The 23391-nt window shown below is 72.1% G+C and carries 22 protein-coding genes and 1 tRNA gene; 13 read left to right on the top strand and 10 right to left on the bottom strand.

All coding sequences use genetic code 11. The features are described from left to right. Nucleotides 1-260 precede the first annotated feature (260 nt). The 9 genes from ACT3SP_RS10460 (at nt 261) to ACT3SP_RS10420 (ending at nt 11354) form a co-directional block, all read left to right on the top strand. Nucleotides 261-1007 carry a L,D-transpeptidase family protein gene (locus ACT3SP_RS10460; RefSeq protein ID WP_444587228.1) on the top strand — a complete coding sequence of 249 codons (747 nt, stop codon included), beginning with the start codon at nt 261-263 and terminating at the stop codon, nt 1005-1007. Nucleotides 1008-1301: 294 nt separating this feature from the next. Beyond that, nucleotides 1302-2015: an FhaA domain-containing protein gene (locus ACT3SP_RS10455; protein ID WP_444587227.1), complete on the top strand. Its 714-nt coding sequence runs from the start codon at nt 1302-1304 to the stop codon at nt 2013-2015. Nucleotides 2016-2022: 7 nt separating this feature from the next. Further along, a complete protein-coding gene (locus ACT3SP_RS10450) occupies nt 2023-2538 on the top strand; it encodes an FHA domain-containing protein FhaB/FipA (RefSeq protein WP_444587226.1) in 516 nt (171 codons plus the stop codon). After that, a complete protein-coding gene (locus ACT3SP_RS10445) occupies nt 2535-3968 on the top strand; it encodes a PP2C family protein-serine/threonine phosphatase (RefSeq protein ID WP_444587225.1) in 1434 nt (477 codons plus the stop codon). Before ACT3SP_RS10450 ends, ACT3SP_RS10445 begins: the two co-directional genes overlap by 4 nt. Beyond that, on the top strand, nt 3968-5359 hold the full coding sequence (locus tag ACT3SP_RS10440) for an FtsW/RodA/SpoVE family cell cycle protein (protein ID WP_444587224.1): 1392 nt from the start codon (nt 3968-3970) through the stop codon (nt 5357-5359). The genes ACT3SP_RS10445 and ACT3SP_RS10440 overlap by 1 nt, the downstream gene beginning before the upstream one ends. Further along, nucleotides 5356-6801: a peptidoglycan D,D-transpeptidase FtsI family protein gene (locus ACT3SP_RS10435; protein ID WP_444587223.1), complete on the top strand. Its 1446-nt coding sequence runs from the start codon at nt 5356-5358 to the stop codon at nt 6799-6801. Before ACT3SP_RS10440 ends, ACT3SP_RS10435 begins: the two co-directional genes overlap by 4 nt. Next, nucleotides 6798-8471 (top strand): serine/threonine-protein kinase, encoded by a 1674-nt coding sequence (locus ACT3SP_RS10430; protein ID WP_444587222.1) that lies wholly within the window; start codon nt 6798-6800, stop codon nt 8469-8471. The genes ACT3SP_RS10435 and ACT3SP_RS10430 overlap by 4 nt, the downstream gene beginning before the upstream one ends. Continuing rightward, nucleotides 8468-10678: a Stk1 family PASTA domain-containing Ser/Thr kinase gene (gene pknB, locus ACT3SP_RS10425; RefSeq protein WP_444587221.1), complete on the top strand. Its 2211-nt coding sequence runs from the start codon at nt 8468-8470 to the stop codon at nt 10676-10678. Before ACT3SP_RS10430 ends, pknB begins: the two co-directional genes overlap by 4 nt. Nucleotides 10679-10688: 10 nt before the next feature. Further along, a complete protein-coding gene (locus tag ACT3SP_RS10420) occupies nt 10689-11354 on the top strand; it encodes an anthranilate synthase component II (protein ID WP_444587220.1) in 666 nt (221 codons plus the stop codon). 84 nt (nt 11355-11438) lie between these two features. On the opposite strand, the gene ACT3SP_RS10415 is transcribed toward ACT3SP_RS10420, so the two are convergent. Genes ACT3SP_RS10415 through ACT3SP_RS10405 form a run of 3 tightly spaced genes read right to left on the bottom strand, consistent with a single transcriptional unit; the run spans nt 11439 to nt 13173 of the window. Beyond that, nucleotides 11439-11645 (bottom strand): hypothetical protein, encoded by a 207-nt coding sequence (locus tag ACT3SP_RS10415; protein ID WP_444587219.1) that lies wholly within the window; start codon nt 11643-11645, stop codon nt 11439-11441. Continuing rightward, nucleotides 11645-12400 carry a class E sortase gene (locus ACT3SP_RS10410; RefSeq protein ID WP_444587218.1) on the bottom strand — a complete coding sequence of 252 codons (756 nt, stop codon included), beginning with the start codon at nt 12398-12400 and terminating at the stop codon, nt 11645-11647. Before ACT3SP_RS10410 ends, ACT3SP_RS10415 begins: the two co-directional genes overlap by 1 nt. Beyond that, on the bottom strand, nt 12397-13173 hold the full coding sequence (locus ACT3SP_RS10405) for a DUF881 domain-containing protein (protein ID WP_444587217.1): 777 nt from the start codon (nt 13171-13173) through the stop codon (nt 12397-12399). The genes ACT3SP_RS10410 and ACT3SP_RS10405 overlap by 4 nt, the downstream gene beginning before the upstream one ends. Before the next feature lie 115 nt (nt 13174-13288). Between ACT3SP_RS10405 and ACT3SP_RS10400 the strand changes: the two genes are divergently transcribed. The 3 genes from ACT3SP_RS10400 (at nt 13289) to ACT3SP_RS10390 (ending at nt 15138) form a co-directional block, all read left to right on the top strand. Continuing rightward, the gene (locus ACT3SP_RS10400; RefSeq protein ID WP_444587216.1) at nt 13289-13828 is read left to right on the top strand and encodes a cell division protein CrgA; all 540 of its coding nucleotides are present in this window, start codon (nt 13289-13291) and stop codon (nt 13826-13828) included. 148 nt (nt 13829-13976) lie between these two features. After that, entirely contained in the window at nt 13977-14957 is a 981-nt protein-coding gene (locus ACT3SP_RS10395; protein WP_444587215.1) for an LppM family (lipo)protein, read from the top strand. 108 nt (nt 14958-15065) lie between these two features. After that, nucleotides 15066-15138, top strand: a tRNA-Arg gene (locus tag ACT3SP_RS10390). Between the two features lie 111 nt (nt 15139-15249). On the opposite strand, the gene ACT3SP_RS10385 is transcribed toward ACT3SP_RS10390, so the two are convergent. Next, nucleotides 15250-16509, bottom strand: a complete 1260-nt coding sequence (locus ACT3SP_RS10385) for a Gfo/Idh/MocA family protein (RefSeq protein WP_444587214.1) — start codon at nt 16507-16509, stop codon at nt 15250-15252. Then, a complete protein-coding gene (locus tag ACT3SP_RS10380; protein WP_444587213.1) occupies nt 16499-17263 on the bottom strand; it encodes a ThuA domain-containing protein in 765 nt (254 codons plus the stop codon). The genes ACT3SP_RS10385 and ACT3SP_RS10380 overlap by 11 nt, the downstream gene beginning before the upstream one ends. Before the next feature lie 399 nt (nt 17264-17662). On the opposite strand from ACT3SP_RS10380, the gene ACT3SP_RS10375 reads away from it, so the two are divergent. After that, complete coding sequence (locus ACT3SP_RS10375) at nt 17663-18748, top strand: alpha/beta hydrolase (RefSeq protein WP_444587212.1); 1086 nt, start codon at nt 17663-17665, stop codon at nt 18746-18748. 53 nt (nt 18749-18801) lie between these two features. Here the strand turns inward: ACT3SP_RS10375 and ACT3SP_RS10370 are convergent, their stop codons facing one another. The 5 genes from ACT3SP_RS10370 to ACT3SP_RS10350 are packed head-to-tail and all read right to left on the bottom strand — an operon-like array spanning nt 18802 to nt 23257. Beyond that, nucleotides 18802-19191, bottom strand: coding sequence for a hypothetical protein (locus ACT3SP_RS10370; RefSeq protein ID WP_444587211.1), 390 nt, complete (start codon nt 19189-19191; stop codon nt 18802-18804). Beyond that, a complete protein-coding gene (locus tag ACT3SP_RS10365; protein WP_444587210.1) occupies nt 19188-19778 on the bottom strand; it encodes a histidine phosphatase family protein in 591 nt (196 codons plus the stop codon). The genes ACT3SP_RS10370 and ACT3SP_RS10365 overlap by 4 nt, the downstream gene beginning before the upstream one ends. A gap of 11 nt (nt 19779-19789) precedes the next feature. Continuing rightward, nucleotides 19790-21496: an FAD-binding oxidoreductase gene (locus tag ACT3SP_RS10360; protein ID WP_444587209.1), complete on the bottom strand. Its 1707-nt coding sequence runs from the start codon at nt 21494-21496 to the stop codon at nt 19790-19792. After that, nucleotides 21493-22476, bottom strand: a complete 984-nt coding sequence (locus ACT3SP_RS10355) for a lysophospholipid acyltransferase family protein (RefSeq protein WP_444587208.1) — start codon at nt 22474-22476, stop codon at nt 21493-21495. The genes ACT3SP_RS10360 and ACT3SP_RS10355 overlap by 4 nt, the downstream gene beginning before the upstream one ends. A 4-nt stretch (nt 22477-22480) precedes the next feature. Continuing rightward, a complete protein-coding gene (locus tag ACT3SP_RS10350; protein ID WP_444587207.1) occupies nt 22481-23257 on the bottom strand; it encodes an SDR family NAD(P)-dependent oxidoreductase in 777 nt (258 codons plus the stop codon). Nucleotides 23258-23391 lie beyond the last annotated feature (134 nt).

Here is a 23391-nt window from a genome sequence, read left to right as displayed (position 1 = left end):
CGCGCCTCGTCCGCCTGCGCATCGCGCCTCTTCCACAGGTGTCCGGAAGAGGGTACGCTCGTGACCGTTTCGTGACATGTCCGAATTGCGACCACGACCTGGACCGTCACAACATACTCACAAGGAACCTCAGGACCTGCGCATTTTTCCGCTTGTTTGCCATCCCTTGGGGTCTGCATGATGGTCGCGACGTCCCACCCGGAGGGCGTCCCGGAGCATCGGCTCGACCGAGCCGCCGGCACACACGAGGGGGAAGACCGATGACCGTGCATCTCACCGAGAGACCCGAGCGCCCCGAGCGCACCCGCCTGCCCGTCGCCGCGCCGTCGCGCCGCACGCTCCTGCTGGGCGCCGGCACGCTCGGCACCGGCCTGGCCCTCGGCGTCGGCAGCGCCTCGGCCGCACCGCCGAAGCTCCGCAAGGGGGACAAGGGCACAGCGGTCACCTCGCTGCAGAAGAAGCTCGCCGCGCTGAAGTACTGGTGCGGCACGCCCGACGGCAGCTTCGGGCACCTGACCGAGCAGGCCGTGTTCGCCCTCCAGAAGGCCGCCGGCCTGGGCACGGACGGCGTGGTGGGCCCCGCCACCTATGGGGCGCTCGACACGGGCACCCAGCCCTCGCGGAAGATCACCAGCGGTGTCGGCTTCGAGGTCAGCCTCGGCACGCAGCTGATGATCCTGACCAACAACGGCAAGCTCGCGCACATCCTGAACACCTCGACCGGCAGCGGGGAGCGCTACTACTCGGACGGCCGCTGGAAGACGGCGACCACACCCAAGGGCGACTTCTCGATGTACAGCCTCTACTCCGGCGGCTGGCAGAGCGGACCGCTGGGCGACCTGTACCGCCCCGGCTACTACGACCGCGGCTGGGCCATCCACGGATCCAACTCGATCCCGACCTACCCCGCCTCGCACGGCTGCTGCCGGATCTCCGTCGGCGCCGCCGACGCGCTGTGGGCGGGCAAGGGCTGGTTCACCAAGGGCCGCCGGGTGCTCATCTACTGAGCCCCGGCCGGGGGAACGGCGATCGCAGGGGCCGCCCCGCTCCGTCGGACTGTCGCGTGGGGGCGCGGCAGCACGCACTTCCCGGGTGGGGCGCGCCCGCGATCGCCGAACGGCGGCGGGTCCACGGACCCGCCGCCGTCGCGCTCTTCACGACCCCTGCACGAATCTCTCGCCGCCTCCCCGCCCGGCTGACCCGGCAAGGACCTGCTCCCGCGATACGATCGGTGGGCGAGCAGCCTCGTGGCACGAGGCCGCTCCCGCACCCGTCAGCCACAGCGAGAGCGAAGGACCATCGTGGGGATCTTGGATCGTATCGAGCGCGGCCTCGATCGCGGCGTGACGAGCGTCTTCTCGCCCGGACGCGGGCAGCTGAAGCCGCTCGACCTCGCCCAGGGGCTCAAGCGCGAGTGCGACGACCAGATCCAGGTGCTCGATCGCACCCGGACCCTGGCTCCGAACGTCTACACGATCTACCTGCACTCGCAGGACCACGACCGCTTCGAATCCTGGCAGGACACCCTGCTCGACGAGCTGCAGCGCGTGCTCATGGAGCACGCCGAGAAGCAGCGGTACATGTACGTCGGCGGGGTCTCCGTCTCCCTCGAGCGCGATGACGAGGTGCGAGCCGGTCGCTTCGAGACCGAGTCCCGCACCGAGCGCGGCAGCGTCGCGCCGGCCACCGGCGCCGCCCAGGCGGAGCCCGGCGGCAGCCCGATCATCGAGATCGACGGCCAGCAGTACCTGCTCACCGGCCCCGTCACCGTGATCGGCCGCGGCGGCGACGCGGACATCATCCTCGAGGACACGGGCGTCTCCCGCCACCACCTCGAGCTGCGCACCGAGACCGACTCCACCCTGGTCGCCACCGATCTCGGCTCCACCAACGGCACCTTCATCGACGGCGAGCGCATCCGCACCCCCGTCGCCCTGCAGGACCGCTCCCTGATCAAGATCGGTCGCACCCGTCTGACCGTGCTGCTTCCGGCCGCCGGCCCGGCGAGCTGGTGAGCGCCCGATGAGCGAACTGACCCTGGTCGCCCTGCGTCTGGGCTTCGTCCTCGCGCTGTGGGTGTTCGTGGTCGTGGTCGTGCTGGTGCTGCGCAACGACCTCTTCGGCACCACGGTGGTCACCCGGTCCAATCGTGATCCGCGCCGTGAGCAGCGGCCCGCCTCGAGCGGCGGCGGCGAGGGCGGGGCCGATCCGGCCGCCCTGCGCACCGATCCCGAGGTCACCCAAGCCGCGATGGTCGTCACCGCGGGTCCGCTGCGCGGGACCTCGCTGACGCTCGGCTCCACCCCGATCCTCATCGGGCGCGCCCCCGAGTGCACCCTCGTGCTCGACGACGACTACGCGTCCAACCGGCACGCCCGGGTGTTCCAGCGCGAGGACGAGTGGATGGTGGAGGACCTGGGCTCCACCAACGGCACCCTCGTCTCGGGCCGACGGATCGAGGGCTCCGTGCCCTTCCGGCCGGGTGCCCAGGTGCGGATCGGCCGCACCGAGATCGAACTGAGACGAGGTCCTCGATGAGCATCGCACTGCGGTACGCCGCCCGCTCCGATGTCGGCCTCGTGCGGTCCAACAACCAGGACTCCGGCTACGCCGGCAGCCACCTGCTGGTCGTGGCCGACGGCATGGGCGGGCACGCGGGAGGCGACGTCGCCTCCTCGGTCGCCATCGGCCGCCTGGCCCAGCTCGACTCCGAGACGCCCGCCTCCGACATCGTCGCCACCCTCGAGGAGTCGGTGCTCGAGGCGAACCAGGAGATCCTGCGCCGCGCCCGGGACGAACCGCAGCTGCGGGGCCTCGGCACCACCATCACCGCCCTGCTGCGCGCCGAGGGCAAGTTCGCCCTCGCCCACATCGGCGACTCCCGCGCCTACCTGCTGCGCGAGGACGAGACCACCCAGGTCACCAAGGACCACACCTTCGTGCAGCGCCTGCTCGACGAGGGCCGGCTCACCGAGGAGGAGGCCGAGCGCCACCCCCAGCGCTCGGTGCTGATGCGTGTGCTGGGCGACGTCGACGCCGATCCCGAGCTGGACCTCTCGCTGCGCCCCGCCCATCCCGGCGATCGCTGGATGCTCTGCTCCGACGGGCTGTCCGGCCTGGTCTCGCTCGACACCATCGATGCGACCCTGAAGGAGATCGAGGACCCGGGCGCCTGCGCCGAGGCGCTCATCCAGCTCGCCCTCAAGGGCGGCGGTCCCGACAACATCACCTGCATCATCGCCGACGTCGTCGATCTCGACGAGCTCACCCGCGGCGAGGAGGCCCCCTCCACCGCCCCGCAGATCGTGGGCTCGGCGGCCCGCAACCGGCATGCGCCGACCGCCGCCTCCGGCCCCGCCGCGAAGGCCGCGGCCCTCACCCGCGAGGAGCCCGACGTCCCCTACGAGGACGAGGACTTCTCCGAGGACGAGCCGCCGCGCCGCAGCCCCTGGCCGGCGCTGGTCGCGCTGATGCTGCTGATCGCGGTGCTGGGCGGAGTGCTGTGGGGCGGCTACGCGTGGTCCCAGCGCCAGTACTACGTCGGCTCCGACGGCACCAACGTGGTCCTCTACCAGGGCCTGTCCCAGGACCTCGGACCGATCTCCATGTCCGAGCCCGTCGAGGTCACCGACATCGCGCTCGAGGACCTGCCCGAGGTGACGAGACAGCAGGTCGAGAGCACCATCTCCGCCTCGGACCGCGCCTCCGCCGAGCAGATCATCGCGCGGCTGGAGCAGGTCGCGCTCTCGACCCAGGACCCGCCGGCCCTCACGCCCGCGCCCTCCGACGCCGGGGGTGCCTCCGACGCCGGCGGTGCGTCGGACGACGGTGGGGCCTCGGATGCCGGGGGCGCCGGCGACGCGGACGACGCGGACGACGCCGGGGACGATCCCGCCCAGGGCGCGGATCCGGTGCCCTCGCGCACCGACCGCACGATCCCGCCGCCCGACGAGGGCGAGGAGACGTAGTGGCCACGATCGTCTCCTACACCGCCCGGCCGCGGCGCCTGACCCAGGTGCTGCTGCTGGTCTTCGCGGTGATCATCGGCGTGGGCGCCTATGCGCTCGTGGAGCTCGGCCGGTACGACGAGCTGCCCGAGAACCTGCTGCAGTACGGGGTGGGCGCCGCGGTGCTCGTCCTCGTCCTGCAGATCGCGGTGATGTGGCGCGCCCCGTATGCGGACCCCGTGATCCTGCCGCTCGTGGTGCTGCTGAACCTGCTGGGCATCGCGATGATCGAGAGCGTCCACGCGGCCAACGCGATCTACGGGATCCGCAGCTCGGCGAGCGCGGACCGGCAGATGCTGTGGGCGATCCTGGGCGTCGGCCTGTGCGTGGCGCTGATCGTGCTGCTGCGCGACCATCGCCGCCTGCGCCGCTACACCTGGATCAGCGCGGTCGTCGGCGCGGTGCTGCTGCTGCTCCCGCTGGCGCCCGTGATCGGCTCGGCCCGCAACGGCTCGAAGATCTGGATCACCATCGCCGGATTCAGCTTCCAGCCCGCGGAGCTGGCCAAGATCGCCTTCGCGATCTTCTTCGCCGGCTACCTCGTCTCCCGCCGCGACACGCTCGCCCTCGCGGGCCCGAAGGTGCTCGGCATCCACCTGCCCCGCTGGTCCGACTTCGGACCGATCCTGGTGGCCTGGGGCTTCGCCATGGCGGTGCTCGTGTTCCAGACGGACCTGGGCACCTCGCTGATGTTCTTCGGCCTGTTCGTGGTCATGCTCTACGTCGCCACCGACCGGCTGAGCTGGCTGGTGATCGGGGCGGTGATGTTCCTGCCGCCGGCCGTGTTCGCCGCCACCCAGATGGGGCACGTGCGCACGCGCATCACCTGCTGGCTGGATCCGCTCTCGAGCGCCAACTACGGCAGCTGCGAGCAGATCAGCCAGGGCCTGTTCGGCCTCGCCAACGGCGGCATCACCGGCGCCGGACTCGGCGAGGGCCGCCCGGACGTGGTCCCGCACGCGGAGTCCGACTTCATCTTCGCCTCCTTCGCGGAGGAGCTCGGCATGGTCGGCGCCTTCGCCCTGCTGCTGCTCTACCTGCTGCTGGTGCAGCGGGCGATCCGCGCCGCCGTCGGGATCTCCGACGGCTTCGGCACCCTGCTGGCCGGCGGGCTCGGCTTCGTCATGGCGCTGCAGGTGTTCGTCGTCGTCGGCGGCGTCACCCGCGTGATCCCGCTGACGGGACTGACCCTCCCCTTCCTCGCCGCCGGCGGCAGCTCCCTGGTGTGCAACTGGATCATCGCCGGGGTCCTGGTGCGGCTGTCCGACGCCGCCCGTCGGCCCGCCGCCCGCCAGGTCGCGGGCATGGGCGGACCCACCGCGCCGCGTCCCGCCCAGGAGGTGACGGCATGAACAAGCCCCTGCGCCACGTCTGGCTCGTGATCGGCGTGCTCTTCGTGCTGCTGTTCACCTCGACCACCTACTTCCAGGTGATCGCCCAGGGACAGCTGAACGCCCACGGGCAGAACGACCGCACCCTCTACAACGCGTACGGGCGCCACCGCGGACCGATCGTGGTGGACGGCCACCCGATCGCCTCCTCGCAGACCTCCGGCGACACCTACGGCTACCTGCGCAGCTACGACCCCGGCGCGATGTACGCCCCGGTGACCGGCTACTACTCGGTGGTGTACGGCTTCACCGGCATCGAGCGCTCGCTGAACGACACGCTCTCCGGCGAGGCGGACGCGCTGTTCTACCACCGGATCTCGGACATCCTCTCGGGCCGTCAGGGCCAGGGCGCCACGGTCGAGCTGACCCTCGACTCCGCCGCCCAGGAGGCCGCGTGGGACGCGCTGGACGGCCGCCGCGGTTCCGTCGTGGCGCTGGACCCGGACACCGGCGCCGTGCTCGCGATGGTCTCCGCCCCCAGCTACGACCCCGACCAGCTGGCCTCCCACGACACCTCCGCGGTGAGCTCGGCCTGGTCCGCGCTGAACGAGGACCCCGAGCGGCCGCTGACCAACCGGGCGATCGGCGGGGACCTGTACCCGCCCGGATCGGTGTTCAAGCTGGTGGTCGCCTCCGCGGCCCTCGAGTCCGGGCAGTACACCGCGGACTCGGAGATCCCCGGGCCGGGCTCCTGGCAGCTGCCGCACTCCTCGGCGGTCATGAACAACCACGCCGGCGGCGGCACGGAGCCGTGCGGCCCCGAGGACGTCTCCACCCTCGCCGAGGCGCTGCGGCAGTCCTGCAACACCTCCTTCGCGCAGCTCGGGGTGGGGCTCGGCGAGGACGCCCTGCGGGAGACCGCGGAGGACTTCGGCTTCGGGCAGCGCCTGGAGATCCCGCTGTCGGTGACGCCCTCGCGCATCGGCGAGGACCTCGAGGACTCCCAGCTCGCGACCACCTCGATCGGGCAGTACGAGACCCGCGTGACGCCCCTGCAGATGGCGATGGTCGCCGGCGCCTTCGCGAACGACGGCGTGGTCATGGAGCCGCAGCTGGTCCAGGCGGTGCGCACGAACGACCTCTCCACCGTCTCCGAGCTCTCCCCGAAGGAGCTCGGTCAGCCGCTCAGCGCGGCGAACGCCGCCCAGATGCGCCAGATGATGGTGGGCGTGGTCGATGACGGCACCGGCACCGCCGCCGCCATCGACGGCGTCGAGGTGGGCGGCAAGACGGGCACCGCGGAGTGGGGCTCGGACCGGGCGGCCCACTCCTGGTACGTGGGCTACGCCCAGCAGGACGACCGGAGGATCGCGCTCGCGGTCGTGGTCGAGGAGGGCGGATACGGCTCGCAGACCGCGGCGCCGATCGCCAAGGACGTGATGGAGGCGGTGATCCAGGGATGAGGACCCAGCCGGGACTCGTGCTCGAAGGACGCTACGAGCTGACGTCCCTGATCGCCACCGGCGGCATGGGACAGGTCTGGAAGGGGCGGGACCAGGAGCTCGACCGCGAGGTCGCGATCAAGGTGCTGCGCGAGGAGTACGCCGGGGACGAGGGCTTCCTCAAGCGCTTCCGCGCGGAGGCCCGCCACACCGCCGCGCTCTCGCACGACGGCATCGCCGCCCTGTACGACTACGGCGAGCTCGACGGCCGCGCCTACATCGTGATGGAGCTGTGCCCGGGCCGCCCGCTCTCGGACATCATCGAGGAGAACCCTGGCGGGCTGCCGGAGAAGCGGGTGGTCTCCCTGCTGATCGAGCTCGCCCGCGCCCTGGACGCCGCCCACTCCAAGGGCGTGGTCCACCGGGACGTGAAGCCCGAGAACGTGCTGGTCGACGAGAAGAACGACTGGTCCATGAAGATCACCGACTTCGGGATCGCGCGCAGCAAGGACCAGGCGCGGCTGACCAAGACGGGGCTCGTGATGGGCACCGCCCAGTACCTCTCCCCCGAGCAGGCGATGGGCAAGCAGGCCACCTCCCTCTCGGACATCTACGCGCTGGGGATCGTGGGCTACGAGATGCTCGTGGGCAAGCGCCCCTTCACCGGCTCCAGCCAGGTCGAGATCGCGATGGCGCAGGTCAAGCAGCAGCCGCCGGAGCTGCCCGAGATGCTCACCGCGGATCTGCGGCGCCTGGTCGCGATGATGCTCGCGAAGGCCCCGGCGAACCGACCCCGCTCGGCGGCGGCGGTCTCACGGATCCTCGAGGCGATCCAGCGCGGCGTCGAGCCGCGCTTCACCACCGGCGCGATCCCTGTGACGAAGGTCGAGGACCACGACTGGACCGGGGAGAACAGGGTGCAGGGTCGCCGGGGCGCCGACAGCGCGAGCTCCGCCCCGGGGCAGGACTCCGCCTCGGGCAAGGGCTCGGGCAGGGGGTCGGGCAGGGGCTCGGGCCGACGCAACAGCGCCTCCCCGACGGGGACCCGCACCGCCGCGATGCCGCTGCCGCTGTCCGGTCGCGGGCGGGGGATCCGTCACCGCTCGGGCGCCTCGGGCCCGTCGGCCCTCTCGGCGGCCTCCGCCGGCTCCGCTCCCCGGCGCTCGCGGGGTCCGTCGTCGGCCGCGCGTCCCACGGGGTCGGCCCGTCCGGCGGGCTCCGCCGCGTCGGCGGGCTCGGCAGCTTCGGCGAGCTCGGCTGCTTCGGCGAGCTCTGCGCCCTCCGCGCAGTCGGCGGCCTCGCCGACCTCGCCCCCGCGTCCCGCGGACCCGGTCGAGGGCGAGAGCCGGCCCGCGTCGCAGTTCCCGCTCGCGACCGGTGAGGCGCCCGCGCACGGCGCGGGACGGTTCGCCGACGTGGACACCGCCACCTCCTCCCGCACCGTGCGCGGCACCTCGACCACCGGCCGCAAGGTCGGCGGGATGTCCCTGCCCGGGCTGGTGCTGCTGCTCCTCCTGGTCGTGGTGATCGCCGCCGCGGTGGCCGGCGGGATGGGGCTGCTGCCGATCGGTGCCGCGGGACCGCTCGGCGGACCGGAGATCGCTCACCTCCCGGCGGGCGACGGGCTCTCAGCACTTACGATGGACGAATCGGTCGCGGTCGGCCATGGCACGAGGACGGGTGTGGAGTGAGCGAAGTGAACGTGATGCTCGGCGGGCGGTACCGCCTGGGCGACGTCCTCGGCACCGGAGGCATGGCGGAGGTGTTCCTCGCGGAGGACACCCGCCTGCACCGCACGGTCGCCGTCAAGGTGCTGCGCTCCGACCTGGCCCGTGACGCGAACTTCCAGGAGCGGTTCCGGCGCGAGGCGCACAGCGCGGCGTCGCTGAACCATCCCTCGATCGTCGCCGTCTACGACACCGGCGAGGAGCAGCAGACCACCATCACCGGGGCCGAGGTCACGATCCCGTACATCGTGATGGAGTACGTCCAGGGCAAGACCCTGCGCGAGTACGTGGTCCCCGAGAACCCGATGGACGCCCAGCAGGCCGGCGAGATCATGGCGGCTCTGCTGAGCGCGCTGGAGTACTCGCACCGCGCGGGGATCGTCCACCGCGACATCAAGCCCGGCAACATCATGATCAACGAGGCCGGCGCGGTGAAGGTGATGGACTTCGGCATCGCGCGCGCGATCGCGGACGCCACCAGCGCCATGACCGCGACCCAGGCCGTGATGGGCACCGCGCAGTACCTCTCCCCCGAGCAGGCGCGCGGCCAGCTGGTCGATGCCCGCTCGGACATCTACTCCGCGGCCTGCGTCATGTACGAGATGCTCACCGGGCGGCCGCCGTTCACCGGCGACACCCCGGTCTCGATCGCGTACCAGCACGTGCGCGAGGAGCCGCAGCCCCCGTCGGCCTACAACCCGGCGATCACCCCCGCGCTGGACGCGGTGATCCTCACCGGACTGACCAAGGACCGCGAGCAGCGCTACCCGAGCGCGGTCGCCTTCTCCCGCGACATCGCCGCCGTGGTGGCAGGTCGCGCCCCGTCGCTGGTCGGCGGCGCCGTGCCCGCAGGGGATGATCCCGAGGCCACGACGGTGCTGAGCCCCGTCGACGACGCCACCGAGGCGCTGCCCGCCCTCGGCGCCGCGGGCGCGGGAGCCGGTGCCGCCGGTGCCGGGCTCGCCGCCCAGAACTGGAGCGCGGGCTCCGCCCCGAGCCCCGCCACCGGGCCGCTCGCCCTGCGCTCGGCCGACGAGGTCGAGGAGGAGGAGCGGCGCAAGCGGCCCTGGTGGCTGATCATCCTGGTGATCCTCGCGGTGCTCGCCCTGCTCGGCGCCGCCTTCGCGTTCCTCCGGCCCGGCGCCGGGGAGCCGGACACGGTGCCGGTCCCGGCGGTCGCCGGAGAGACCGAGGAGGACGCGGGCACGATCCTGCGCGACGTCGGCCTGGAGCCCGAGTTCACGCAGGTCGAGAACGAGGACGTCGACGCCGGGACCGTCATCGGGACCGAGCCCGGCGAGGGCGAGGAGGTGCCGGTGAGCTCGACCGTCGCCGTCAGCGTCTCCACGGGCCCCGGCGCGGTGGAGGTCCCCGACGTCACGGGCGAGACCCGCGAGGACGCCGAGCAGATCCTCGAGGACGCGGGCCTGGCCCCCACCTACGTCGACAGCGAGGACCAGAAGCAGACCGAGCAGGGCATCGTCACCCGGTCCACCCCCTCCGCGGGGACCTCGGCGACCAAGGGCACCGAGGTCGAGATCTGGGACGCGACCGGCAACTACCCGGTCCCCGACGTCACCGGGACGGACCTCGACGAGGCCACGAAGATCCTCGAGGACATCGGCTTCGAGGTCGACAGCACCACCCGCCAGGACGCCGACGAGGCCCCCGAGACGGTGCTCGAGCAGACCCCGCCGAAGGACCGCTCCGCCGCGATCGGCTCGACGATCAACCTCATCGTGGCCGCACCCCCGGGCCCGGTCGCGGTCCCGAACGTCACCGGGCAGCCGCTCGCCGACGCCCAGGAGACCCTCGCCGCCGCCGGCTTCGGCCACACCACGACGGAGGAGTTCTCCGACTCCGTCGAGGAGGGGCGCGTGATCCGCACCGAGCCCGCCGCGAACGAGGAGGTCCCGCGCGGATCGGACATCCTCATCGTGGTCTCGAAGGGCCCGGAGGAGGAGCCGACCCCGACGCCCACCGAGACGCCGACCGAGACCCCGACGGAGACCCCCACCGAGGACCCGACGGACGATCCCAGCGAGACGCCGACCGACGAGCCGACGGACGATCCCAGCGACGACCCCGACGACGAGGACGAGGACGCCCAGGGCGGCAGCGCGAGCGGTCGTGGCGGGATCGGCGGCGGACAGGGGAACGGCAATGGTTGAGCGGACGGCGATGGCTGAGCGGACGGCGACCGACGGAGCGCGGATCCTGGTCGTGGACAACTACGACAGCTTCGTCTACACGATCGTGGGCTACCTGCAGCAGATGGGCGCCGAGACGACCGTGGTGCGCAACGACGAGGTGCCCCAGGACGGCGACGGCGCGGTGGACCTCGCCGGCATCGACGGCGTGCTCGTCTCCCCCGGCCCCGGCAACCCCACCACCGCCGGGCGCTCGCTCGAGGTGATCGGCGCCTGCGCCGAGCAGCGCGTGCCGATGCTCGGGGTGTGCCTCGGCCATCAGGCGCTCGGCCAGCACTTCGGCGCCACCGTGGACCACGCCCCGCAGCTCATGCACGGGCGCACCAGCGAGCTCACCCACGAGGGCGCGAGCGTCTTCGCCGGAGCGCCCTCGCCGATGACCGCGACCCGCTACCACTCGCTCACCGTGGTGCCGGAGACGATCCCGGCGGAGCTCGAGGTCACCGCCCGCACCGCCGACGGCATGGTGATGGGGCTGGCCCATCGCGAGCTGCCCCTGCACGGGGTCCAGTTCCATCCCGAGTCGGTGCTCACCGAGAACGGGCACCTGATGCTGGCGAGCTTCCTCGAGCTGTGCGACGGGCGCGATGCCGCGGAGCGCTCCGCGGGGCTGAAGCCCCTCATGACCGCCGGCTGAGGCGACTCCACGCCCCCGGGCCGATCCGCTCCAGGGCCTCCCGGGCACCGGGACGGAGGCAGGGGCGCGCGACGGCGCCGGGGCTCAGGTCGTGCTCGCGGCGCCGCCGTGCGGAAGGGCGCCCTCCGGCGACGGCGCGCCGACCAGTCCGTCGTTGAAGGGCATGAAGGGTGCGATCGCGGGGAACACCCAGGTGAACAGCACCGCGATCACCGCACCGAGCAGCACCAGCGCGATCAGGATCCGCGCCCACAGGGGCCCGGGCAGGTGGCGGAACATCCAGCCGTACATCAGCGCTCCTCCCCCTCGCGCGAGGCGTCGCTGTCCGAGGGGCCCGCTCCGGTGGCGAGGGCCTCGGGGATCCCGTCGTCGCGGTCGGTCCAGTACGCGAACTCGGCATGGACGATGTACCGCTCGCGCGCGGAGTACATCGGATGGCAGGCGGTCAACGTCATCATCTGCTCCGTCGGCTCCACTCCCGGCTGCCCGGGCGTCGGGGCGATCACCTCGACGTCCTGCGGCTGCACGATGAGCGACTCGGTCACCTCGTACACGTAGAAGGCATCGGCCGTCTCCACCACGACGGGGTCGCCGGGCTCCAGCCGCGCGATGTCCTCGAAGACGCGGCCGTAGGTGTTGCGGTGGCCGGCCACCGAGAAGTTCCCGACCTGTCCGGGCAGCGCCGTCTCCGGGTAGTGCCCCGCGCCCTTGACGTTGAGCACCTCCTCGAGGCTCACTCCCTCGGCCAGCGGGAACGTGGGGCGGTCGAAGTCGGGCACGTGCATCTTCCCCCAGACCATGTTCTCGCCCGGGATCTCGGGGACCGGCGGCGGCCCGTCCTGGCGCGGCGCGATGCGCTCGTCGACCTCGCCCCATTCCTGCTCGAGGCCGTCGATGATCCCGGCCTGCTCGCGGTCCGCCATCACGTCGGTCCACCACAGCTGCCAGACGAGGAACAGCGCCAGCAGCGCGCCGAGGGTGAGCAGCAGCTCGCCGAGCACGCCGACCAGGGCGGCGCCGCGCCGACGGCGGTGGGTGGGGCTCATCGCGTCACCGCCGCGTCGACCGTCAGGACGCCGACGAAGCCGGGCAGCGTGGTCTCCTCCAGGTCCTCCACCTTCTCCCCCAGTCCCACGTGGTCCACCCATTCCCGGTACACCGCGACCCCCGGCGCGTCGTCGAGGGCGGCGGCCATCTCCTCGACGGGACCGATCACGGTGATCACGAACGGTGGGGAGTAGACGCGCCCCTCGAGCAGCAGGGTGTTGCCGGCGCAGCGGAAGGCGCTGCCGTTGATGACCCTCTGGTCCTGCAGCATCATGGCCTCCGCTCCGCCTGCCCAGAGGGCGTTGATGTACGACTCGAGATCCTGCTGGTGGACCACGAGGTCGTTGGGCTCGGCCCCGGGCACCGCGCCGAGGGCGCTGCCGGGGGCGTCGGTGAGGGTGATCCGCAGCGCCGGTCCGCTCACCTCGCTGAGGCCGACGGCGTCGGCCAGCTGCTCGGTGCGCTCGGCCGTCCGGGCGCCGGCGCCCTGCCCGCGCAGTGCATCGACCTCGGCGCGCTTGTCGGCGCTGTCCTGCGTGAGGCTCTCGATCTGGCGCCCGCGCTCCTCGAGCACGCCGACGACGTCGCTGCTCTCGTCCCGGATCGAGCCTCCGCCGGAGAGGCGGGCGGTGGTCGCGAACAGCAGGCCGCACAGCACCATCACCAGGGCCACCCCGATGCGCCCCCGTCGCCGCGGAGTGCCGTCGGCGCGGCGGTCGACGCTGCGGTCGACGCTGTGGTCGACGCTGTGGTCGATGCCATTCGCGTCCATGACCGCTCCTCACTTCGCACCCTCGGTCGACGACCATTACCCTAGGCCAAGGCTCGCACCCGCGGGCCCGCGCGCCACGCCCGCGCGAGTCGCCGCTTCGAGGGAGCACCACTTCATGGCCAGGAGCAGGAAGAAGTCGTCCGCGCGGGCGGCGTCGAACGCGAAGGCCGAGGCCGCGACGGACGCCGCGGAGGGGACCGCGCCCGGCTCAACCGACGGCGCCGACGGCGCGGAGACCTCGGGGACGGCAGAGAAGACAGTGAAGACGGAGAAGACGGAGTCCGCGAAGGACGGCCCCGCGAAGAAGGCCGGGGCGAAGAAGGCCGGCGGGAAGCGCGCCGCGGGCACGGACCCCGTGAAGCCCCAGGGCGGCGAGGTCACCGAGAAGGCGAAGGACTCCACACGGTCCACCTCGGTGAAGAGGGCCGCCGCTGCGGAGAGCTCCCGCACCACCGGCCGCCGCGTCGCCGCGTCCACGCAGAACCCGAGCTGGCTGGCCCCCACGGCGGTCGTCTTCCTGGTCCTGGGCCTGGCGTACCTGGTCACGTACTACATCTCCGCGGGGCAGCTGCCCCTGCCGATCGGCGACTGGAACCTCGCCGCCGGGTTCGGCGTGCTGATGGTCGGCGGCGGCATGCTGATGTTCTGGAAGTAGTCCGCCGCTGCGGACGCAGTCCGTCGAGGGCTGCCGCGATGGGGACTTCTCCCCACCGCGCCGTCCTCCCTGCCCGGGTAGTCTGACTCCGACGTGCGCTGCTGACGGCGACGTCCTCCGATCCAGCGAACCACCCGACGGGGGTCCCATGACCAGCATCTCGACACGGCGCCGACTCGTCGCCGCCCTCCTCCTCCCCTTCCTGATGGTGCTCGCCGGATGCGGGAAGTTCCACGCGGACCTCGAGATCAAGGATGCCGAGACCATCGAGGTGGCCTACGATCTCGCGATCGACGAAACGCTGCTCGAGGGCTTGTACAGCACAGCGGACGAGATGTGCGCCCAGATGCAGGACTCGGGGAACCTGGCCGGAGAGATGGCACCGGAGGTCGAGCCCTACGAGGCCGACGGCCGGTTCGGCTGCAAGGTCACGGGCGTGCTGGCGAAGGAGAACTTCGGAACGGGCTTGGACCTCACCGAGGGCGACGGCGAGTACCACCTGGTCATGACCGGGGACGAGGCCGCGGCCGATGGCCTCGACCCCGCGAACATGTCGATGCTCGAGGTCGACTTCCGGATGACCTTCACCTTCCCCGGCAGGGTCATCGAGGCCTCCGGCGGCCGGATCGACGGCAACTCGGTCACCTTCTCGGAGTTCGAGGACCTCAGGGCGGGCATCGACATCCGTGCCGAGGCCGGAGGCTTCCCCTGGGTCATCGTCCTCGTGGTCGTGCTCGTGCTCGGGTTCTTCTTCCTGCTGCTCCTCGCCGCGATCGCGTTCTTCGTGATCCGTGCGCGCCGGAACAAGGGCGGCGGCGCCGGGCCCGGGGGCGTTCCCGGCGGCTACGGCGCGGCGAGCGGTGCGGCGGCGGGCAGCGTCCCCCCGGCGGCTCCGCAGGGCCAGCAGTGGGGCCAGACCTCGCCGCCGCCCGCTCCGCAGCAGGGCGGCCAGCCGTGGGACCAGCCCCAGGGCGGCCAGCAGGGCGAGCAGCAGTGGGGGCAGCAGTGGGGGCAGGCGCCCCAGGGCGAGCAGCCGTGGTCCCGGCCGCCGGCCCCGCAGGACGGGGGCGATCCGCAGTGGGGCCAGGGCGGCCAGGGGCAGCAGCCTCCCCAGAACCCGGGCTGGTGAGAATCGGTCGATGACCTGTCCGGGAGCCGTGTGAGCAGGGTCATGGCTCCCGGATTGGCGCCGATCGGACCGGCCCGCTAGAGTTGTTCAGGTCGGTTCAGCCGGCAGGCGCCCGTAGCTTAACGGATAGAGCATCTGACTACGGATCAGAAGGTTGGGGGTTCGAATCCCTCCGGGCGCACCCGAGAAGAAGGCCCTCACCAGCGGAGACATCCGCGGTGGGGGCCTTCTCGCACGCCCGGTCGGCGCCGGACGGGCAGGGGCGCGCACCACCCGGTGCGCGCCCCCGTTCTCAGCGACCGGCGGCGAGGGCCTCCCGGACCGAGGTCCAGGACTGCATGAGCTCGCGCGCCGCGGGATCCGCCTCGGCGGCGATGGCCTCGAGTCGGGCCTGCTCGAGCAGCTCGTCGATCTCGACCCGCTCCCCGCGGTCCACCGAGGCGACGGCCGCCTCGACCATCGCGAAGCTGAGCAGGTTCTCGTGCACCTCGCACATCGGGGTGCGGCCCTCGCGCAGGGCGCCGACGAACTCGACGAGGGACGCGGCGATCTGGTCCGGCTCGGGAGCGTCCTCGGCGGCGACCTCCTCCTGCAGTCGGGCGGTGGCCTCCTCGTCCTCGGTGCCGAGCACCGGGGCGCCGGTGCCGTCCCAGGTGGCCGAGCCGTGCTGGGCGGCGATCCGCCACTCGCCGTTCCACCAGGTGGGCAGGCCGCGGGCGTTCCACGTGCCGTGATAGGCGAACAGGGAGTCGTCGGACATCTCGAAGGTCGCGCTCACGCTCGCGTCGTGCGAGTAGACGCTCCAGTCGGGACGGGCGCCGCGCGCGGTGACCGCCACCGGATCGGCGCCGGTGATGTACCGGGCGGCGTCGAAGGCGTGGATGCCCATGTCCCGCAGCAGCGGGTGCAGCTGCGTGCGGCGGTACCCGTCGTGCTCCACGAACAGCGAGAAGAACGCGCTGGTCATCACCGTCGGCCCGTGGGCGGCGACGAAGCTGCGCAGCTGGCGCACCTGGCGGAAGAACCGCCGCGACTGGGACACCATGAACGGCACCCCGGTCAGCTCCGTGTGCGCCACCAGGCTCAGCGCCTCGGGGAGGGTCTCGGTGACCGGCTTCTCGCCGAGCACCGGGATCCCCGCGTGCAGCGCCTTCACGGTCACCGGGTGGTGGGCGACGGGGACCGTGGGATTCACGATCAGGTCCGCGCCGACCTCGAGGGCGAGGTCGACGCCGTCGGTGCCGACGCCGACGGCCGACGGGTCCGGCGCGCCGGACCGCTCGATGACGCGCTGCGGGGCGCCCTCGACGAGGTCGGCGACTCCCGCCAGCTCGGCGACGGAGCTCTCGGCGATCTCGCGCGCCCACCACGAACCCATCCCGCCGGCGCCGACGACGACCACCCGGGCGGGACGGTCCGCGGGCAGTGCGGGGAAGCTCGTCCGGCCCGGCGCCGGAGTGGGCGCGGCCGAGGTGTCGGTGAGGGTGTCCGTGGCGTGGAAGGTGCTGGTGTCGTGGAGGGCGCCGGCAGCGCTGCGGGGATCAGATGACACGGGTGACCTCGTCTCCACGGAACCAGTCGCGCGGGGCGTTGGCGATCTTCACCGGGGCGGCCTCGCGCTCCTCGGGCCGGGCCCAGACCACGGCGTTGGCCAGCACGCGCTGGATCTCGCTCTGGCGGTAGACCGGGTACTCCTGGTCGCCGGGGCTGAAGTAGAAGACCTTGCCCTTGCCGCGCCGGAAGGCGGCCCCGGAGCGGAACACCTCTCCCCCGGCGAAGGAGGAGACGAACACCAGCTCGTCCGGAGCGGGGATGTCGAACATCTCGCCGTACATCTCCTGGGCGGGGATGACGATCGGGTGGGGAACGCCGCGGGCGATCGGGTGGGAGCCGTTGACGGTCCACACCCGCTCCTCCTCGCCCTCGTTGCGCCACAGCAGCGAGCAGGTGGTGCCCATGAGGGCCTTGAACGGCTTGGAGTAGTGCGCGGAGTGCAGCGGGATCAGGCCCATGCCCTCGTGGACGCGGCGCACCACCCGGGCGACGACCTCGTCGGGGACGTCCTCGTGGGCCATGTGGCCCCACCAGGTGAGCACGTCGGTCTCGGCGAGGGCCTCCTCGGAGAGGGACTCCTCGATGTCGTCGAGCAGGGCGATGCGCACCTCTGCCTCGACCCCGTCGGCCGCGAGCGTCTCGCGCAGTCCATCGGCGATGACGGTGTGCATCCCCTCCGGATAGATCTCCTGGACCTTCGGGTCGACCTTCTCGTGCCGGTTCTCGCCGAAGACGGCGATGCGCAGTGCCATGGTGCTCCTTCGAAGCGGTCTCTGGGCTGCGGGGCGGCCCCGTCAGCGCGTCGGTCCATCGTAGGGGCGCGAGGGCCTCGCGCCGATGCCCATTTCGCGGCGCGAACCGTGACCGGGATGTGACCCAGTTCTCACGGGGAGGCGTTATGGTCGTTGCCAGGCTCCTTCAACGGCGAGGGAGCCTGTCCTCCCTGCCTGTCCTCTGCGGGGCCGTGGTGCTCCCGGGCCGGAGGCCCCGCGCAGAGGCTCTCCGGTGGTCCTTCCGTACCAGGCCTCGACGAAGGTCCTGCTCCCGGCGCCGCACCGACACTCCGCGACGAACTGGAAATATTGCAGGTGTCTCATATCTTCTGCAGGGTAGTGAACGGCATCTCACCCGTCTCGTCCCGTGGAGGATCCATGTCGTCTCGTCCCTCGCTCTCCCCGTCCCGCCGCTCCCTGCTCCTCGGTGCCGTCGCCGTCGCCCCGCTGGTCGCGGTCGGCGCGGGCACCGCGAATGCGCAGGACGGCTACCGCGACGCCGGCGGGCTGCGCATCACCCACCACTGGGACCGCCCCGACATCCGCTCGGTCGACTTCCGGGTCGACACCGGCGGAATGGTGCGCACCTTCGATCCGTCCGTGCGCGTCACGCTGCCGGAGAGCTACGAGGCCGACCCGGGCCGGCACTACCCGGTGCTGCTGATGCTGCACGGCCGCAGCGGCTTCTACCAGGACTGGACCGAGCAGGGCGCCGTGCTCGAGCAGACCCGCGACAAGGACGTGATCGTGGTGATGCCCGACGGCGGCGCCGGATCCTTCTACTCCAATGCGAACTTCCCCTGGCCGGGCCGCGAGGCCGCCTGGGAGTCGTTCATCATGGACCAGGCGCTGCCGTTCGTGCACGAGAACTTCCGCACGGACCCGGACCGGATGGCCATCGCCGGGCTGTCGATGGGCGGCTGGGGCGCCCTCGCCCTCGGACAGCGCTACTGGGGCCACTTCCGCTCCGTGAGCTCCTACTCCGGTCCGGCGGACTGCAATCCCGCCACGCCGGACGGCGCCCTGGTGGCCGCCGCGATCTGGGCCTGCCCCGGCTTCGACGTCGAGAAGTACTGGGGCACGACCAACCGCCCCGGCGCGACCTGGGGCGACGACCTCTACCCGGAGATCGCCACGGGCTACAGCCCCCTCGACAACATCGACGCCTATCAGGGCAAGCGCGTCTTCCTGCGCACGGGCGACGGCCCGTGGGACGACTTCCTCGTCGGCCTCGAGAACAACCCGGACATCTGGGACCTCCTGGTCTCGAAGTTCGGCGAGGCCTTCGCCGACATCGTCGAGCGGACCGTCCACCCGAACCTCGAGCGCTTCTCCCTCGCCCTCGGCGAGGCCGGGATCGAGAACGACTTCCGCGTGATCCGGGGAGCCACCCACGACTGGGAACTGTGGAACGAGAACTTCGCAGAGGACCTGCCCGGGATCATGGGGGCCCTGAAGGCCTGAGTCCGTGAGAGACCGCCCTGCCGCGCGGCGGGGTCCGGCCCGGGAGGGGCGCGTCAGAGGCGACGGGCTCGCAGCAGGCGGCCGTCGGTCTCGAGCCGCTGCTCGAGGGCGGCGGCGGTCTCCGCATGCACCCGCGCGGCCCGGGAGCGCCCGGCGATCCCGCCCAGGGCGCGCCCGGCGGACTCGCCCCAGCGATAGCGGATCTCGACGACACCGCCGATCTCGCGCAGCTCGATCGGCGCCGTGAGATGGAACCCTCGGCCGGCGAGGCCGCCCAGCAGCACGGTGCGCCGTCGGCTGCCGATCTCGTAGTCCACGCGGTCCGGTCCGTGCACGCGTCCGCGCCAGCCGCGGGCGGCGAAGAACTCCTCGAGCAGGTTCCTGGCGACGGGCAGGTCCCCGCGCATGGTGAGGACCGCCCCGCCGGGGCGGCGCTCCGTCATGTCCCCTGCGCCCCGCGTCCGGCCCCGAGCGGGCGCAGCTCGGCGTTGCCCAGATGGGGCACGTCGCGATGGTCATGGGGGTCGGCCCCCGCGCCGATCGCGAGCGCGATCTGCAGCACGTCCCCGTGCGCGACCAGCACCACCGGTGCCGTGCGGGCGAACTCGTCGGCCTCGCGCAGCACCTCGAGCACCCGGGCGGCGACGTCGACGACCGGCTCGACGCCGCCGGTGAGGGTGCCGCGTCCGCGATCGATCGCCCACACCTGCTCGTAGGCGCTCGCGGGCCCCTCGTCGTGCCGCCCGAAGAAGCGCTCGCGCAGCCGCGGATCCCGGCGCGGGGCGGCGGCGCCGAGCTCGTCGGCGAACTCCTCGGCAGTCTCGAGCGCGCGCGCGAAGTCGCTCGAGATCACGATGCTCCCGGGGCCGAGGCCCTGGGCGACGGCACGGCGCGCGCTCTCGCGGGCCTGCTCCCGGCCGCGCGCGGTGAGCCCCACCTCGGTGAGCGCGCGCGGACCGGGCGCCGAGACGATCAGCCCCTCCACGTTCGCGGTCGACTCTCCGTGGCGGAGCACCCGGACGTCATGCACGAGAGGTCCTCTCAGGGGGTGGTGATCTTGCCCGGGTTGAGGTTGCGGCCCGGGTCGTTGTCCGCCAGCAGGCCGCGGACCATCCGGACGCCGACCTCGCCGATGTCCTCGGTGATCCACGGCTGGTGCTCGGTGCCCACCGCGTGGTGGTGCGAGACGGTCGATCCGAGGTCCACGAAGGTCTGCTGCACCGCGTTCTTCGCGGCGTGGTACTGCTCGAGCGCCTGCTCGTCCGAGGAGTACGGGAAGGCGAAGGTGAAGTAGAGGCAGGCGCCGGCGTGGTAGCTGTGCGACATGTGGCAGAACATGAAGCCGGGCAGGCCCTGCTCCTCCTGGACGGCGTAGAAGGCGTCGTACACCCTCGCGTGGACCTCGTTGATGCTCGACCAGGTCGCCCCGGTGTCGCACACGTCGCCGAAGACCTGGTAGTTCAGCAGGAAGTCGCGCAGGTAGGGGGTGTCGAACTTCTTCTGGTCGTAGATCGCGCCGGGGCCCGCCCCCAGGGTGATGCCCCCGGCGCTCTTCACGAGCTTCTTGACCATCGACTTCTGCTGCTCGACGGACTCCTTCGAGCCCTCGAAGCAGACGTACGAGATCGACATCTCGTTCGTGGTGTCCCAGCCCTTGGAGCGCAGGTAGGCGAAGAGCCCGTCCTGCACCTTCGCGGCCACCCTGCCCTTGGTGGAGCTGGGCTCCTTGACCATGGAGAGGCTGAACTCGGTCTCGGGGCCGTCGGAGAGGCGGGTGAAGGTGGGCGTGACGTCGGTGGAACGGGCGATCGCGTGCATGCCGCGGATGCCGTGCTCCCAGTCCGGGTACATGTACGCGATGACCTGGCGCACCGGGGCGACGCGATGCACCTGCACGGTCACCTCCGTGATCACGCCGAGGCGGCCCTCGCTGCCCAGGATCATCTCGTGCACGCTGGGGCCCGAGTCGCGGCCCGGGATCGGCTTGGTCACCGCGACGCCGTCGGGGTGGACCATGCGCAGACCCCGGACGATGTCCTCGATGTCGCCGTACTTGTCGGACTGCATGCCCGAGGAGCGGGTCGCCGCCCAGCCGCCGACGGTCGAGTAGGTGAAGGAGTCCGGGAAATGGCCGACGGTCCAGCCCAGGGCGTTCAGCTGCTCCTCGAGGTCGGGGCCGTAGGCGCCGGCCTCCACGCGGGCCAGGCCCGCGGTGTCGTCGATCTCGAGGACCTCGCGCATGCGCCCGAGGTTCATGGTGAGGATCGGCCGCTGCTCGTCGACGTCGGGGGTGACGGAGCCGGAGATGCAGGAGCCGCCGCCGTAGGGGATCAGCACCAGGTCCTTCTCCAGCACGATCCGCAGGATCGCGGCGACGTCCTCCTCGGAGTCCGGGTAGACGACCGCGTCGACCAGGCGCTCGAAGCGCCCGTTGCGGACCCGGAACAGGTCCGGCAGGGAGCGGCCGAAGGAGTGCACCACGCGGTACTCGTCGTCCTCGCGCAGGTTCTCCTCGCCGACCACGTCGACCAGCAGCGCGCGCACCTGGGCGGGCAGGCGCCCCGCAGGGACCTCGTGGTCCGACAGCTGCGGCTCGACCGGCTGCTTCGAGTCGAGATCGACGCCCACCTTGTTCCGCGCGAACGGCGCGAAGGCCGGCTTGTTGTCGTAGCGGAAGGTGACGTCGTCCAGGCCCCATCCCCACCACTTGTGGCGCTTGACCTCGGACGCGCTCAGCCGATCGCTCATGCGGACTCCTCCTCGCCCGGGGCGGCGCCGCCCAGGACCTCGTCGTGATGCTCGTCGTACAGGTTCTTCACCGCGGCACGGATCCGTGCCGAGAAGTCGACCGCGGACTCGCCCTCGAGGGAGATCATCGGCTCGCCGAAGACGACGCGGACCGGCGGACGGCCGGGCACGGGCCAGCTGCGACCCTTCGGCATCGCCTCGTGCGCGCCGACGATCGCGGCCGGGACCACGGGCACGCCGACGCCGATCGCGAGCGCCGCGGCACCGGGCTTGAAATCGGCGAGCTCCCCGGTCTTCTGCCGACCGCCCTCGGGGAACACCAGGATCGGCACCCCGGCGCGCAGCAGCTTGCGGGAGGTGCCCGAATGCTTGCGGGAGCCGCCGCGGTCGATCGGGAAAGCGTTGAAGATCAGCCGCACGAACAGCCGCTTGTACCAGACGTTGAAGAAGTAGTCCACGGCGACGCCGGTGGAAAGGAACCGGGCCTGTGCCCAGGGCAGGCCGCGGGCCAGCATGGGGGCGTCGATGTGGCTGGAGTGGTTCGAGACCAGCACGAACGGCCCGCGGATGGTGCGCACCCGGCGATGGACCGCACGGGTGGTGGTGAGGTTGGTGCGCACCACCGCGCCGAAGAATCCGCGCTGCAGCACGTAGCGCAGCGCCGAGCGCCAGCGCGAGCGGTACTTGGCCAGCTCCCCGGTCGGCTTCTCCCAGCCCTCGCCGCGCGAGCGCGCCGACAGCGAGCCCAGCAGCCGCTTCGAGCGGTCGCGGAGGTCGTCGGCCGCGCGAGCGCCCGCATCCTGCATCCGGGTGCCGGCGTCCTGCATCCGCGCACCCGCATCCTGCATCCGCGTGCTCGCCGAGCGCGTCGGCTCCGCGGACGTCGGCTCCGCGGGCGTCGGCTCGGCGTGCGCCGGCTCCCCGTCGGCGGGGGCGGCGTCGGCGCCCTCCGGCTCCTGCGGCGTATCCTGGGTCGTCACCTGATCACTTCTCCCGATTGCGACGATGGCTCAGCAGTGCGCTCAGCCGCGCGACCAGGCCGCGCGGGGTGGCGCGCAGCACGGCCGAGATCAGCCTCCAGCGCGTCGAGGGTATCGACACGGGCTTCCCGCGGGCGACGTCGCGCAGGCAGTCCTCGACCAGGCGGTCGGCCTCGAGCCACAGCACCCCGGGGATCGAGGAGCCCTTGATCCCGGCGCGGGAGTGGAACTCGGTGCGCACCCAGCCCGGCATCAGCGCGGTGACCTGCACGCCGGTGCCCGCAAGCTGGACGCCCAGGGACTCGGAGTAGTTGCCCACCCAGGCCTTGATGGCGGAGTAGTTGTTCTGGGTGACCAGCGCGGAGACGGAGCCGACGTTGATGATCCAGCCCTGCCCGCGCTCGCGCATCGAGCGGCCGGCCGCCCCGCCGAGCTTGAGGACCGCGCGGATCATCACCTCGAAGCCGAGGTCGTGCTGGTCGAGGTCCTCGTCCAGCAGGCTCGCCTTCACGGAGAACCCGGCGTTGTTGACGAGCACGTCCACCGGCGCCGCGGAGGACTCGAGACGGTCGGCGACGCGCTGCTGCGCGGCGCGGTCCGAGAGATCGGCGGCTATCGTCTCGACGTCGACGCCGAACTCGCGGCGGAGCTGCGCGGCGGAGTCCTCGAGGCGATCGGGATCCCGCGCGACCAGCACGAGAGAGGTCCCCCGCCCCGCGAACGCTCTGGCGAAGGCGGCCCCGATGCCTGCGGTGCCGCCGGTGATCAGGGCCCTATGCATGGCGGCTACGATACACTAGCGCCGCCCTGACCAGCGCGGAGAAGCTCCCTGGTGGGAGGCCTGCCAGACGCCTCCGCGCGCGTGTCGCGCGCATCGATCGGGACCCGTTCCCCGCACCCCGCCGTACCCGTCCA

This window comes from Brachybacterium sp. AOP43-C2-M15, assembly GCF_052446295.1.
Lineage (GTDB): Bacteria > Actinomycetota > Actinomycetes > Actinomycetales > Dermabacteraceae > Brachybacterium.
Note: the sequence above shows the minus strand (reverse complement) of the source record. Positions and strands in the feature narration are given on the sequence as shown.

Coding starts and splice junctions, on each gene's coding strand:
- ACT3SP_RS10460 (WP_444587228.1), top strand. CDS start 261: ATGACCGTGCATCTCACCGAGAGACCCGAGCGCCCCGAGCGCACCCGC.
- ACT3SP_RS10450 (WP_444587226.1), top strand. CDS start 2,023: ATGAGCGAACTGACCCTGGTCGCCCTGCGTCTGGGCTTCGTCCTCGCG.
- ACT3SP_RS10445 (WP_444587225.1), top strand. CDS start 2,535: ATGAGCATCGCACTGCGGTACGCCGCCCGCTCCGATGTCGGCCTCGTG.
- ACT3SP_RS10435 (WP_444587223.1), top strand. CDS start 5,356: ATGAACAAGCCCCTGCGCCACGTCTGGCTCGTGATCGGCGTGCTCTTC.
- ACT3SP_RS10430 (WP_444587222.1), top strand. CDS start 6,798: ATGAGGACCCAGCCGGGACTCGTGCTCGAAGGACGCTACGAGCTGACG.
- ACT3SP_RS10420 (WP_444587220.1), top strand. CDS start 10,689: ATGGCTGAGCGGACGGCGACCGACGGAGCGCGGATCCTGGTCGTGGAC.
- ACT3SP_RS10415 (WP_444587219.1), bottom strand. CDS start 11,645: ATGTACGGCTGGATGTTCCGCCACCTGCCCGGGCCCCTGTGGGCGCGG.
- ACT3SP_RS10410 (WP_444587218.1), bottom strand. CDS start 12,400: ATGAGCCCCACCCACCGCCGTCGGCGCGGCGCCGCCCTGGTCGGCGTG.
- ACT3SP_RS10405 (WP_444587217.1), bottom strand. CDS start 13,173: ATGGACGCGAATGGCATCGACCACAGCGTCGACCACAGCGTCGACCGC.
- ACT3SP_RS10400 (WP_444587216.1), top strand. CDS start 13,289: ATGGCCAGGAGCAGGAAGAAGTCGTCCGCGCGGGCGGCGTCGAACGCG.
- ACT3SP_RS10395 (WP_444587215.1), top strand. CDS start 13,977: ATGACCAGCATCTCGACACGGCGCCGACTCGTCGCCGCCCTCCTCCTC.
- ACT3SP_RS10380 (WP_444587213.1), bottom strand. CDS start 17,263: ATGGCACTGCGCATCGCCGTCTTCGGCGAGAACCGGCACGAGAAGGTC.
- ACT3SP_RS10375 (WP_444587212.1), top strand. CDS start 17,663: ATGTCGTCTCGTCCCTCGCTCTCCCCGTCCCGCCGCTCCCTGCTCCTC.
- ACT3SP_RS10370 (WP_444587211.1), bottom strand. CDS start 19,191: ATGACGGAGCGCCGCCCCGGCGGGGCGGTCCTCACCATGCGCGGGGAC.
- ACT3SP_RS10360 (WP_444587209.1), bottom strand. CDS start 21,496: ATGAGCGATCGGCTGAGCGCGTCCGAGGTCAAGCGCCACAAGTGGTGG.
- ACT3SP_RS10350 (WP_444587207.1), bottom strand. CDS start 23,257: ATGCATAGGGCCCTGATCACCGGCGGCACCGCAGGCATCGGGGCCGCC.